The sequence below is a fragment of the Chondromyces apiculatus DSM 436 genome (assembly GCF_000601485.1).
In the GTDB taxonomy this organism is placed as follows: domain Bacteria; phylum Myxococcota_A; class Polyangia; order Polyangiales; family Polyangiaceae; genus Chondromyces; species Chondromyces apiculatus.
Window position 1 is genome coordinate 13,949 of record NZ_ASRX01000111.1, and the last position, 13,107, is coordinate 27,055.

Genomic DNA, 13,107 nt, shown 5'->3' on the forward strand with positions numbered 1-13,107 from the left:
GGAGCCTCACCCGGCGTCGGGCTGGTCGGCCTCCGGCACGTACAGCGCGCCGCCTGTGCCACGGAACTCGGCGGCTTTCTCGCGCAGGCCCTCGGTCAGCGCCTCTTCCTCGGCGATGCCCCTGGCCGCCGCGTACTCGCGCACGTCCTGGGTGATGCGCATCGAGCAGAAAGCTGGCCCGCACATCGAGCAGAAGTGGGCCGACTTCGCGGCGTCGGCGGGCAGGGTCTCGTCGTGGAAGGCGCGCGCCGTCACCGGGTCGAGCGAGAGGTTGAACTGGTCGTTCCACCGGAAGGTGAACCGCGCCCGCGAGAGGGCGTCGTCGCGCTCCTGCGCGCCAGGGTGACCCTTGGCGAGGTCGGCGGCGTGGGCGGCGATCTTGTAGGCGATGACGCCGGCCTTCACGTCGTCCCGGTCGGGGAGGCCGAGGTGCTCCTTGGGGGTGACGTAGCAGAGCATGGAGGTGCCGAAGGAGCCGATCATCGCGGCGCCGATGGCCGAGGTGATGTGGTCGTAGCCGGGGGCGATGTCCGTCACGAGCGGCCCGAGGGTGTAGAAGGGGGCCTCGTGGCAGAGCCGGAGCTGCTCGTCCATGTTCTCCTTGATCTTGTGCATCGGCACGTGACCGGGGCCCTCGATCATCACCTGCACGTCGTGCCTCCAGGCGACCTCGGTCAGCTCGCCGAGGGTGCGCAGCTCGCCGAACTGGGCCTCGTCGTTGGCGTCGGCGACGCAGCCGGGGCGCAGGCCGTCGCCCAGGGAGAAGGAGACGTCGTACTTCTTCATCACCTCGCAGATGGCGTCGAAGTGCGTGTAGAGGAAGTTCTCCTGGTGATGCGCCAGGCACCAGCGCGCCATGATCGACCCGCCGCGGGAGACGATGCCGGTGACGCGCTTGGCGGTGAAGGGCACGTAGCGGAGGAGCACGCCAGCGTGGATGGTGAAGTAGTCGACGCCTTGCTCTGCCTGCTCCACGAGCGTTTCGAGGAAGATGTCGATGTTCAGGTCCTCCGGCTTTCCCTTCACCTTTTCGAGGGCCTGGTAGATGGGGACGGTGCCGATGGGGACCGGCGCGTTGCGGAGGATCCACTCGCGGGTCTCGTGGATGTTGGCGCCCGTGGAGAGGTCCATCACCGTGTCGGCGCCCCAGCGGATGGCCCACTGGAGCTTGTCGACCTCCTCCTGGATGGACGACGAGACGGCCGAGTTGCCGATGTTGGCGTTGATCTTCACGAGGAACTTGCGGCCGATGATCATCGGCTCAAGCTCCGGGTGGTTCCGGTTGGCGGGGATGATGGCGCGGCCCCGGGCGACCTCGTCGCGCACCAGCTCCACCGGGACGCGCTCGCGCAGCGCCACGAAGCGCATCTCCGGGGTGATCTCGTCCTTCCGGGCGTAGTGCATCTGGGAGAAGTTCCGGTCGCCGCGGGCGAGGCGCGCGTCGATCCAGGGCTTGCGCAGCGGAGGCAGGCCCTTCTGCACGTCGTGGTCCTGGGGCCCCATGGTGTCGTAGACCCGCAGCGGCGGCTCTCCACCGGAGAGCTGGATCTCGCGCGCCGGGACGCGCAGGTCGCCCTCCTCCACGTAGACCCGCCGCGACGCGGGCAGGTCTGCCTCGACCGGCCCGAGCGTCGACACCGGCGGCGTCGCGTCCACCTTCTTGCGCGTCCCGCCGCCCGTGGTCGAGACAAGGACGTCCAACTTGCGCGAGCCCGCGCCGCTTCCGCTCGTACTCATTGTGCCTCCCTTCGCCGGCATTACCCGGATCAGGTTCAAGGGGTCGCGCTGGCCATCCAGCGCCTCTCAGCCTTCGGGGCTCCCCCGTGTTTGCGGCCCTTCTAGCGGTGGGCTCCGGTGGACGCAAGCGCGCGTGCCGGTGGTGCAGCACCCAGGATCAGGGCTTGCGGCTCCACCTGCGCCCCGCGGTTGCCCCCCCCCCGCGCTACCTCTGGTCAGCGGGCAGTGACGCGCCGCAGTAGGCTCGGTAGAGCAGGGATGAGGCGGCGGTCGGTTGGCGGAAGCCGAGCGCGCTGGAGTAAGATTCTCCCATGCGACTGAGAGCTTTTCTTCCACTGATCTTGTTCTTTGCGGCCTGCATCGAGGGGCCGCAGGGGTGTGGCGACTGGGACTCGTGCTCGAGCGACGAGGAGTGTGGAGACGGCGCGATCTGCAACGACGGCGGATCGTTCAGCCTCGGGCGCTCGTGCCTCCCTGCGCAGGAGTGCGCGGTCAGCGCCGACTGCACGTTCCCGGAGGTGTGCATCCAGCGGGCGTCATCGCCGCCCACGCACCCCTTCGAGCTGGAGGCGCCCGGCAAGAGCATCTGCATGTGCACGAGGTTCGATTGCAGCGTGAGTCCCACGAGCGGCTCTGGCAATAATGGCGGATCAGGGGGCTCCGGCGGCGCGGGCGGGGACGGCGCGGGCGGGGACGGCGCGGGCGGGGACGGCGCGGGCGGTGCGGGGAGCGATGGCGGCATGGGTGGGGCGGGAGGTGCGCAATGAGCAGGAGAATCGTATGGATGGCGCTCGGGCTCCTCGCGACGGCCTGCGGACCCTCGGTCGAGGACCTCTGTGAGATCCTCGACGACGATTGCGAGGACATGCCCTACGAGGCGTGCGTGGACGACGGGGAGCGGCTCGAGTCGCGCGCAGAGTCGAGCGGCTGCGAGGAACCTTTCGAGGCCTATCTCGATTGCATCGACGACGAGACCTGTGAGTGGAATTCACGCTGCGCCTACGAGCGCGATGCCTTGGTCGCGTGCACCGGCGAATCTGCGTGGTAGTGGTGCCCTCCACGGATGCCGGGCGTTGCGAACATAGCAACGCCCTTATTCTGTACGCCGTGGATTCAAAAAGAGTCGCTTGACCCGGCCCCCGCCAGGTTACAAAACCCACTAAAGCCTACCTGCGGAGCGTCCCCCCGCCCTCCGAAGGCCCCCGAATACGCGCCAGAGACGTTCCAGGAACGCCCGCGGCGTTTCCCGGCGATGCAAGGAGGTGTGCTTGCTGACGACGTCGTCCACATTGGTCGGCTGCGTGATTGCAGTGCTCGCTCTCGTGGGATGCGCAGGCACGGATGAGCCACGCGCGGAGGGTGACACCCTCGGCGATGGTTTTCACGAGCTGCACGCGCACTCCGAGGAAGACAGGATGATCACGGCCGAGGTCGTGGCCATCGATCAGATCTACGTCTATGACCGATTCGGGGCATTCAACCCCGGGGGGATGGTCTTTGCGCTCAGGCGCGACGTCGTCGCTGCGGATCCCTCGCAGCCCATCGGACCCGGCAATGCCATGCTGCGGCCTGGCAAACGGCCGAGGCCGCTGGTCCTGCGCGTCAACGTCGGCGACAAGCTGGTCATCTCCTTCACGAACTGGCTCACGCCCCTGACCGGCGTGCTCCCGAACCGCTCACCGACGACGCGGCATGCGTCGATTCACGTGGCGGGTCTCCAGGTCTGGGACGCGGCGTCGCTCGGCGGCAATGCGGGGCAGAACCCGAGCTCCCTCGCGGCGCCCGGCGAGACGCGGATCTACGAGCTGCACGCGGAGCACGAGGGCGCGTTCCTGATGCAGAGCGCCGGCGCGATGGCGAGCGGCGACGCCCCCGGTCCGCCCCAGCGCAGCGCCATCCAGGCGCTGTTCGGGGTGGTGAACGTGGAGCCGGCCGGCGCCGTGGCCTACCGCTCGCAGGTCACGGGGGAGGAGCTCGCGTCGGCGACTCGGAGCACGCGAAACCCGGACGGGACGCCGCGGATCGATTACGACGCGATCGGCGACGACGGGGAGCCCATCCTGAAGATGGTCAATGACGAGGGCGAGATCGTGCACGGCGATCTCAATGCCATCATCGCCGGCTACGACGACACGGAGATGCACAGCCCGAGCTCGGTGGACCAGGGGGTGTTCCGCGAGTTCACGGTGCTGTTCCACGACGACCTCGGCGTCCAGCAGTCCTTCAACGAGCTGCGGACCGACCTCTCGCTCATCTCGGTGCGCCCGGGGTTCGGGATCAACTACGGCGCGGCGAGCCTGGGAGCGGCGGTGATCGCCAACCGGACCAAGGTCGGGCCGAGCAAGCAGTGCGTGGAGTGCAAGTTCGAGGAGTTCTTCCTGAGCTCCTGGGCGAACGGCGACCCGGCGATGGTCATCGAGCGTGACGCCATGGGCAACCCGCTCGAGGCGCTGTACCCCGACGATCCCTCGAACGTGCACCACGGCTACCTGGGCGACCCGGTTCGCTTCCGGAACGTGCACGCCGGGCCGCACCACACCCACGTGTTCCACCTGCACGGGCACCAGTGGCGGCGGAGCGCCGACAACGGCGCCTACGTGGACTCGCAGACCCTGGGGCCGGGCGGGGCATTCACGTACGACATCAACTACGGCGGGGGCGGCAACCGCAACATGACCGCCGGAGACGCCATCTTCCATTGCCACCTGTATCCCCATTTCGTGCAGGGAATGTGGGCGATCTGGCGGAGCCACGACGTCTTCGAGGCCGGCACGGCCGACCGGAAGCTGCCCGACGGTGAGATCCCCGGAGGAGCGCCCTCGCCCGCGGTGGTGCCGATGCCCGACCGGGCCATGCCGCCGATGCCCACCTACGCGCCGACCATGGCCCTCTCCAGCAGCGGGCAGTCCGCGCAGCGCCCCGCGATGCCGGGGTATCCGTTCTACGTCGCGGCGCTCGCGGGGCACCGGCCGCCGCAGCCGCCGCGGGACATGGCGCACGACGGGGGGCTGCCGCGCCACCTGGTGACCAGCGTGCCGGCGAGCGGGGTGACGTACGGGGACCGCGGGCGCTTCGACGTGCAGATCCACGAGGCGAACCTCAAGCTCCTGCCCGCGAACGGGACACCCTCGGAGACCGCTGCCAGCGCGTTCCACGCCGGTCAGTTCCCCGGGGCGGTGCCCGCCACCACCATGTATGGCTTCCCCGCCAAGGGGTACAAGTCGTTCACGCCCGAGGGCATGCCCACGCTCTTCCTGGTGAACGGGCAGGCCCCGGCGCCTGGCGCGCCCTTCGCCGACCCCTGTCCGCCGAACGCGCCGGTGCGCACCTTCCGCGCGGCCTACGTGCAGGTGGACGCCACCATCAACAGCTCCGGCTGGCACGACCCTCAGCTACGGACGATGGTGCTCGAGGGGGATTACCGCGCCACGCTCGCAGGCACGAGGCCGCCGGAGCCGCTCTACGTGCGGGCGCAGTCCGGTGAATGCGTGGTCTTCCACGCGACGAATACCATCCCGGATGTGCTGGAGGCCGACGACTTCCAGATCTTCACGCCCACCGACATCATCGGACAGCACATTCACCTGCTGAAGTACGACATCACCGCCTCGGACGGGGCGGCGAACGGCTTCAATTACGAGGACGGGACGCTCGCCGCCGAGGAGGTGCTCTCCCGCATCGCCGCTGCCAACGCCGCCGGAGGCGCCTTCGCCGCGGACGGCGCCGTCGCTGCGTCCGGGGGGCGGGTGCACCTTGCAGCGTCGTCGCATCCGACGCTGCAAGGTGCGCCTCTCGGCGCCCAGACCACGACGCAGCGCTGGTGGGCCGATCCGCTCCTCGACACCCAAGGGCAAGATCGGGCGCTGAGCACCGCGTTCACCCACGACCACTTCGGCGCCGCCTCGCAGCAGCACCACGGCCTGTACGCGGGCCTCGTCGTCGAGCCGGCCGGGACCACGTGGCGGGATCCGGCGACCGGCGAGACGTTCGGGAACCGCAGCGACGGCGGGCCGACCAGCTACCGGGCCGACATCGTGTTCCCGCCCGGTGACTGGCGCAAATCGTTCCGGGAGTTCAACCTGAACCTCGCCGATTACTCCATCGTCTACGACGAATGCGGCGACCCGGTCCACCCGCCGACGTTCTACAAGGCCGCGCTGCCCCAGGCGATCGCCCACCAGGACATCGTCGCTCCGGAGGCAATCTCCTTGCGCGACCCTGGAACGCAGACCATCAATTACCGGAACGAACCGATTCCGATGCGCATCGCCAAGCGCGATTGCGCGACGGGCGTCGTCACGCAGAAGGCCTCACTGCCAGGCGATATGCACAACGTGTTCAGCTCCATCGTGCACGGGGACCCCGCCACCCCGCTCCTGGAAGCGTACGAGGGCGATCGGATCCTGATGCGCATCGCGCAGGGCGCCCAGGGCGAGCAGCACGTGTTCTCGGTGAACGGGCGGCGCTGGCTGCGCGAGACTCAAGACAGCGACAGCGGCTTCACCAACGGGCAGCCGATCGGCATCTCCGAGCAGATGGACGTCGCGCTGGACCCGGCGCCGCTGTTCACGAAGAACCTCGTGGGCGGCGCCGATTACCTGTACCAGAGCGCGGCCACCGACGACCTGTGGGACGGCATGTGGGGCATCCTGCGGGTGCACAGCCTGCCGCAGCCCAAGCTCAAGGTGCTGCCCGGGTCGTTGCCGCCCATCCTGCAGCCGCCCCAGCAGGGTCAGATCTGCCCGACTTGGTCGCCCGTGCGGCGTTACGAGGTCAGCGCCATCGCGGCTCAGGGCAACCTGCCGGGCGACCGGCTGACCTACAATGCGGAGTACGGGCTGTACGACCCCGACGCCATCCTGTTCGCGCTCAAGGAGGACCTCCCTGGCCTGCGCTCGGGGAGCCTCGCGCCAGAGCCGCTCATCCTCCGCGCCGCGGCCGGTGAGTGCGTCGAGGTCACCCTGACGAACGAGCTGCCGAACACCCCCCCCCGGCACAACCACTGGACCTACGGGCCGGGCATCGTGGAGGGCTTCAACACCAACCAGGTGCGCTCGTCGAACCACGTGTCCCTGCACCCGCAGCTCGTCTCCTACGACGTGGTGGACAGCGACGGGGCCAACGTGGGGATGAACGGAACGCAGACCGTCGCCCCTGGGCAGAAGCGGAAGTACACCTGGTTCGCGGGCCGGGTGACCGTGACGCCGCAGGGCCAGGTGGTGCGCGAGCCGGTGGAGCTCGGAGCCGTCAACCTGCGGGACATGGCCGACGTGGTGAACCACGGGATGCATGGCGCCGTGGGGGTGCTGATCGTCGAGCCTCAGGGGTCGACGTGGACCACGAGGCCGAGCTCGCGGGCGCAGGCGGTGGTGCAGAACCCGGGCGGCGAGGAGGGAGACCGCGCGTTCAACGAGCTGGTGCTCGTCTACCAGGACGAGGTGGCGCTCCACAGCGATCGCTCCGAGTTCCAGTGCGCTGACTCCTCGCTCTTCTGCGGGACGGCGCTCCCGAACATCGGCGGCGAGATCGACAGCGACGTCACCGGGCACAAGGGCTTCAACTACCGGGCAGAGCCGGTGTGGGCCCGGCTCGGCGTGGGCTCGGAGCAGCGGCTCGGCGCGATCCCGAACCTCGATCAGCGCGCGGTGCTCAGCTCCGCGGTGCACGGTGATCCGGCGACGCCCCTCTTCACGGTGAAGCGCTCGGACAAGGTGCGCCTGCGCATCCTGCAGCCCTCGGGTCACCGTCACCAGCACGCCTTCGCGATGTGGGGCATGGAGTGGCCCCACAACCCGTGGGCCGAGGGATCGGGCTCCCGGCAGATGGGGCACAACGACTCGGCGTTCACCATCGGGGTGCAGAGCGGAATCGGCCCGATGACCGCCTGGAACCTGAACCCAGCCCACCGCGCCGGCGGCAAGTTCCAGGTGGTCGGCGACCGCCTGTACCTCGACCAGTCGAGCGTGGACCTCGCCGGCGGCCTCTGGGGCCTGATGCGGGTGACGCCGTGAGGGCCGGCATCGATCTGCGCGCGCTCCTTGTCGGGGCCACCGTGCTCCACGCCTGCCTCGGGCTGGGCTGCAGCCGCGGGGCGTCCTCCACGGCCTCCACGGCGGAGGCCCAGCCTGCCGCCGGGGAGGCGCATGGCCTCGGGAGCCCCGAGCCGGGGGTCACCAGGTCTCCGGGCACGGAGGCCGAAGCGCTGGCCGCGGCCTTCCCCGCGGGGAGCCGCATCGAGCGCGATGGCCTCGCGATCGGCGTCGCGATGCGCCCCTTCACGGCGGAGCAGGGCGCAAGCGATGGCGGCAAGGGCGTGGTGGGAGGCATGGTGACGGCGGGCTCCGACGTGACGGTCGAGCTGACCATCACCGATGCCGCGACCGGCGCTCCTGTCCGGGGCCTCTCACCGCTCGGGTGGATGTCGCGTCGCGACGCGGGCGCGCCGGGCGCCGCCGAGGGCCCGCTCGCCGAGCCGGACTGCCGGGGGAAGATCAAGAGCTACATGGCAGGCCTCCTCTCGGTGCGCCCGGAGGTGGACCTGAACGATTACCTCCTCTGGACGCTCAACGAGGACAGCTCCCTGTCCGTCATCGATCCCCACGTCGCCTTCAGCAGGACGAAGCTGCGCAGCGTGGTGAGCCTCGGCTCGCCGGGCGTCGCCTTCGCCCTGCACCCCTCGAACGACAGCCTCTACGTGACCCTCGGCGGGGGGCGCGGGGTGGCCGTGGTGGACACCCGACGGGCGATGGTGCGCCGGAACGTCGCCGTGGGTGAGGACCCCACGGCGATCGTGGTCGCGCCGGGCGGGCACACGGTGTGGGTCGGCAACGACGGCGACGGCACCGTGAGCGTGCTCGACGCGCGCTCGGGCGATGTGCTGAAGACGCTCCCGGTGGGGCCAGGCCACCACGAGCTGGCCTTCTCCGGGGGCGGCGGGACGGCGTGGATCACGAGCCGCGGGGGTGCGTCGGTGGCGGTGGTGGATGCCCTCGCCCTGGAGCCCCTCGGAGAGGTCACCGTCGGCGAGGGCGCGGTCTCCCTGGCCGCGAGCGACGACTCGGGCGTGGTGCACGTGGTGCTCGGCGGCAAGGGTGAGGTGGTGATGGTCGACGCGGCGCGCCGCGAGGTCACGGGCAGGGTCCCCCTCGGCCCGGGCCTCGGAGCCGTGCGCTTCGACCCGCGCGGGCGCTTCTCGTTCGTGCTCAACCCCGTCGCCGGTCAGGTGCACATCCTCGACGCGGCGACGGGCAAGGTGGCGCACCAGCTCTCCGGCTTCGCCGCCCCGGACGCGGTGACCTTCACCGAGGCCTACGCCTACGTGCGCCAGGCGGGGGCGGCCAAGGTGTCGCTCATCGACCGCGCGGCACTCGGCGGCAGCGTGGCGCCCCCAGTGGTCGACGTGCAGGCCGGCCAGAAGGCGCCCTCCATGGCCTCCGGAGGCGCCGCCCCCTTCGCCATGGCGCCCATCGCCGAAGCCCCTGACGGCAAGAGCGTGCTCATCGCGAACCCCGCCGACAAGGCGCTCTACTTCTACGCCGAGGGGATGATGGTGCCCGCTGGCACCTTCCCCGGATACGGTCGTGAGCCGCGCGCGGTGCTCATCGAGGATCGCTCCCTCGACGAGGTGCGCCCCGGCGTGTACGCGACGACCGCGCGCCTCGGCGCCGATGGTCGGTACGACGTGGAGTTCCTGCTCGACCGCCCCCGCATGGCGGTCTGCCTGGAGGCCAGCGTCGCGCCTGCGCCCGCTGACGACGACGCGGCAGGGTGCGCCGGCCCCGGGTGCGCTGGCGGGCCGGCCCTCAGCCTCGACCCGCTCTTCGACGCCGACCTGTGGCTGGAGGCCGGCGTTCCGGCGACGCTCCGCTTCCGCGCCACCGCGAAGGGAGGCCCAGCCCTCGATGCCAAGGAGATGGAGATCATGATCGTTCGGTTCCCCGTGGGCTATCGCTGGAGCGGCGCGCCGCGCGACGAGGGTGACGGGACCTTCTCGGTGACCTTCACCCCGCCCACCCCGGGCGAGTACCGGATGCTGCCCTCGGCCGTGACCCGCAGCGCCCCGCCAGGGTCGCTCCCCTACGTCCCGCTGCGGGTCTTCGGCGCCGAGCATGCGTCCTTCCGGGCAGGTGGGCGATGAAACGCAGCTCTCGCGCCAGTGTGCGTGTCCCTGTGCGCGCCACCGTGCTGGCCACCGCGCTCGCCACCGTGCTCCCCCTCGCGCTCGCCATCTCCACGCCCGCCCCCGCAGGCGAGAAGGCCCCCGCGGTGGAGCGGATGAAGGTCGGCGGCGTCTCCCCCGAGGAGGAGGCCGCCGCGGAGAAGTACTTCACCAACACCGAGCTGCTCGATCAGCACGGCCGCGCGCGGCATTTCTACGACGACCTCCTGAAGCGCCGGAAGGTGCTGATCAACTTCGCCTTCACCGCGTGCATGGGCGCCTGCCCGGTGATGACGCAGAACCTGGCGAAGGTGCAGGAGATGCTCCGGCAACGCGGCGAGCAGGTGTCGATCCTGACCATCACCGTGGATCCCGAGAACGACACCCCCGCGGTGCTCAAGCAGTACGCGACGAAGTACAAGGCGGGCCCTGGCTGGAGCTTCCTGACCGGCACCCCCGAGAAGGTCTCCGCGGTGCTCCAGCTCCTCGGGGGAAAGGCGCGGCAACCTTCCGAGCACACCGCGAAGCTGCTCATCGGCGACACGTCCACCGGCATGTGGGTGAAGACGGTGGCCACCGAGTCCCCGGAGACCATCGTGCAGCTCGTACAGCACCTGAACGACCCGAAGTGAGGCCGTGATGCGCATTCCCCGATCGACGTTCCTGCTCGCGACCTCTGTGCTCTCCCTGGCGGCCCTCTGCGGTTGCCGTGAAGAGCGTGCGGGCGTCGCCCACGCCGCCACGGAGGCCCCGGAGGCGCCGACGCCCCCCGAGCCCACGGTGAGGGTGTCGCCGGTGAAGGGCGTGGTGGTGCCCGACGACGCGCTCGTCGACCAGGACGGCAAGCCCACGCGGCTCTCCGAGCTGGCCCGTGACCGCGTGCTGGTGGTGAACTTCGTGTTCACCGCGTGCACCACCATCTGCGCGCCCATGACCCGGATCTTCTCGAAGCTGCAGGCAGACCTCGGCGACAAGCTGGAGCGCGACGTGCGCCTCGTCTCCATCTCGCTCGACCCCGCGGTGGACACGCCCGAGCGCCTCACCCGCTTCGCCGAGCCCTACGGCCGGCAACGCGGCTGGTCCTTCCTGACCGGCAGCCGCGAACGCGTCCTCCGGGTGCTCGACGCCCTCGGCGGCCGCGTCGCAGAGCCCGCGCTGCACACCCCGGTGACGCTGATCGGCAGCGCCTCCCGGGGAAGCTGGGTGCGGGTCGACGGGATCGCCCCGCCGAGCCGCCTGGGCGAGGAGCTCCAGGCCTTCCTGCCCACGACCGTGCCCTCGCGCGTAGACCCCCTTTCCGAGGAGACCTGGTGGCGTTCAGTCCCCGTCGACCCCTGAGCGGGCTCCTTCGTGGAGCGACGATCGCGCTCTGCGGCCTGGCGTTCTTCGCGCCCGGCCGCGAGGGCCGCGCCCCCTCCGCCCGCGCCGCAGATTCCCCCTGCGCCGAGCTCACGCCCTCGGCCCGCCGCGGTCGGAGCATCTTCCACCGGGGCGTCACCTGGGACGGCAGGTCCCTCGAGGGCGCCATCGTGGGCGGCGCCGTCCACCTGTCGGGCCGCGAGGCAGCCTGCGCGCGCTGCCACGGCCCCGGCGGCGAGGGCACCGAGGAGGGAGGCGTGAAGGCCCCCCCCATCGCCGCAGAGCAGCTCGCCTCCACCACCCGGGAGCGCGTGGCCTACACCTCTGCCTCCCTCGCGGACGCCATCCGCAGGGGCCGCGCCCCAGGCCTGCGCGGTCCAGGCGTCCCCCGCGCACTGCACCCGGTGATGCCCCGCTACACCCTCACCGACGCCGACTTCGCCGACCTGGGAGGCTACCTGGCCTGCGTCGGCCACGACCTCGACCCCGGCGTCACCCCCGGCACCGTGACCCTGGGCACCGCCCTGCCCTTGACGGGCCCCTCGGCCTCCCTGGGCAGCGCCGCGCGCGCGGTGCTCTCGGCCGTGTTCGACGAGGTGAACGCGCAGGGAGGCCTGTACCGCCGCCACCTCGTGCTCGCCGTGGAAGACAGCGCAGCCCCTGGCGGCGAGGCCGCTGCAACGACGCGGCTCCTGGAGCGAGGCGTGCTGGCCCTCGTGGGAAGCGCCTGGGGCGGCAACCCGACCCTCGCCGCGCGGCTGGAAGACGAGCGCGTGCCCCTGGTGGGACCCGTGGGGCAGGGTGCCTCGCCCGGCGGCGACGTGGTGTTCCAGATCCAGCCAGGCCCCGACGTGCTCGCGCGCGTCGCCGTGCAGCACCTCGCAGGCATCGACGCCGCCACCCGCGCTGCAGGGGCCCGCGAGGGCGCCGCGGTGCTGGTGGTGCATGCCGGGAGACCGCAGGGCGAGGCATGGGCCGCCGGGGCGCGGACCGAGGCCCTGCGGCACGGCCTCGGCGTTCCGGAGGTGCTCGCGTTCGAGCCAGGTGCGCTCGACACCACGGCTCTGGCCTCCGCAGCGCGGAAGCCAGGACGCCGAGCCCTCCTGTTCTGGGGTCCCGGCGAGGACCTGGCCCGGTGCGCCGAACTGCTGCGTGCCCCGCGCGGGAGGAGCGACGTGGCGCTCTACGCCCCACTCGGAGCCGTGGGCGATGACCCTGAGGTACGGCGACGCCTCGGTGCGCAGGCATTGCTGGTCTACCCGGGACCCCTGGGCGAGGAGGCGCGGGTGAGCGGAGAAGCGCTGCGGGCCTTCTTGCGAAAGGCGCAAATCCCCTCGGAGAACGCTCCGATGTCGGTGGAGGCGGCCGCCTATGCCGCGGCGAGGACGACCATCGAGGCGCTCAAGCGCGCCGGCGTGCACGTGACCCGAGAGCGGATCATCGCCGCTCTGGAGGGCGTGCGGGGATTCGATGCCGGCCCGATCCCACCCGTGAGCTTCGCGCGCAACCGGCGCGTCGGGGTGCTCGGGGCGAGCCTCGTGCGGCTGGATCCCGCGACCGGCGACGCGGCGCGGGCATCCGGGTGGATCGAGGTCGTTCCCTGAGCCACGTCGTCTTCTTCTGACCGCCCGTGAACCGCACCGAGCGCTCTCGAACCCCATCGAGAGCACCCCCTCGAACCCCACGCCGATGGAACAACCGTAGGCCCTCGGGGGCGGGTGGAGGGGGCAGGGCGCCGGACCAGAGGTGGGCCTGGGGGGGGGGCGTGCGCAGCCGCTCTGAAGGGGCCAGAGTGAAGGCGGGCCATCTCCGGGGCCCGCCGCAACGTCGGCCCCGGAAGAGCGGCTGCGCAC

Annotated in this window: 8 protein-coding genes and 1 riboswitch; of the genes, 7 read left to right on the forward strand and 1 reads right to left on the reverse strand. The window is 71.1% G+C overall.

Going from position 1 to position 13,107, the window contains the following annotated elements:
• Positions 1-6 precede the first annotated feature (6 nt).
• A complete protein-coding gene (thiC, locus tag CAP_RS40985; RefSeq protein WP_081865792.1) occupies positions 7-1,737 on the reverse strand; it encodes a phosphomethylpyrimidine synthase ThiC in 1,731 nt (576 codons plus the stop codon).
• Positions 1,727-1,833, reverse strand: a riboswitch (TPP riboswitch). (Overlaps the previous gene by 11 nt.)
• Before the next feature lie 215 nt (positions 1,834-2,048).
• Here thiC and CAP_RS53050 point away from each other — a divergent pair.
• From CAP_RS53050 to CAP_RS41020, 7 genes are all read left to right on the forward strand, one after another.
• A complete protein-coding gene (locus CAP_RS53050; RefSeq protein ID WP_197041567.1) occupies positions 2,049-2,504 on the forward strand; it encodes a hypothetical protein in 456 nt (151 codons plus the stop codon).
• Between the two features lie 17 nt (positions 2,505-2,521).
• On the forward strand, positions 2,522-2,785 hold the full coding sequence (locus CAP_RS40995; RefSeq protein WP_044251357.1) for a hypothetical protein: 264 nt from the start codon (positions 2,522-2,524) through the stop codon (positions 2,783-2,785).
• A gap of 367 nt (positions 2,786-3,152) precedes the next feature.
• Positions 3,153-7,748, forward strand: a complete 4,596-nt coding sequence (locus CAP_RS41000) for a multicopper oxidase (protein WP_044251368.1) — start codon at positions 3,153-3,155, stop codon at positions 7,746-7,748.
• Positions 7,745-9,874 (forward strand): hypothetical protein, encoded by a 2,130-nt coding sequence (locus tag CAP_RS41005; RefSeq protein ID WP_044251360.1) that lies wholly within the window; start codon positions 7,745-7,747, stop codon positions 9,872-9,874. Before CAP_RS41000 ends, CAP_RS41005 begins: the two co-directional genes overlap by 4 nt.
• Entirely contained in the window at positions 9,871-10,527 is a 657-nt protein-coding gene (locus CAP_RS41010; RefSeq protein WP_044251363.1) for an SCO family protein, read from the forward strand. The genes CAP_RS41005 and CAP_RS41010 overlap by 4 nt, the downstream gene beginning before the upstream one ends.
• A 7-nt stretch (positions 10,528-10,534) precedes the next feature.
• Positions 10,535-11,233 (forward strand): SCO family protein, encoded by a 699-nt coding sequence (locus tag CAP_RS41015; protein WP_081865793.1) that lies wholly within the window; start codon positions 10,535-10,537, stop codon positions 11,231-11,233.
• Positions 11,206-12,858: an ABC transporter substrate-binding protein gene (locus tag CAP_RS41020; protein ID WP_052376843.1), complete on the forward strand. Its 1,653-nt coding sequence runs from the start codon at positions 11,206-11,208 to the stop codon at positions 12,856-12,858. The genes CAP_RS41015 and CAP_RS41020 overlap by 28 nt, the downstream gene beginning before the upstream one ends.
• Positions 12,859-13,107: the final 249 nt, after the last annotated feature.

Bases quoted from the DNA above. Each gene is read 5' to 3' on its own strand.
- thiC (WP_081865792.1), bottom strand. From the start codon at position 1,737: ATGAGTACGAGCGGAAGCGGCGCGGGCTCGCGCAAGTTGGACGTCCTT.
- CAP_RS53050 (WP_197041567.1), top strand. From the start codon at position 2,049: ATGCGACTGAGAGCTTTTCTTCCACTGATCTTGTTCTTTGCGGCCTGC.
- CAP_RS40995 (WP_044251357.1), top strand. From the start codon at position 2,522: ATGGCGCTCGGGCTCCTCGCGACGGCCTGCGGACCCTCGGTCGAGGAC.
- CAP_RS41000 (WP_044251368.1), top strand. From the start codon at position 3,153: ATGATCACGGCCGAGGTCGTGGCCATCGATCAGATCTACGTCTATGAC.
- CAP_RS41010 (WP_044251363.1), top strand. From the start codon at position 9,871: ATGAAACGCAGCTCTCGCGCCAGTGTGCGTGTCCCTGTGCGCGCCACC.
- CAP_RS41015 (WP_081865793.1), top strand. From the start codon at position 10,535: ATGCGCATTCCCCGATCGACGTTCCTGCTCGCGACCTCTGTGCTCTCC.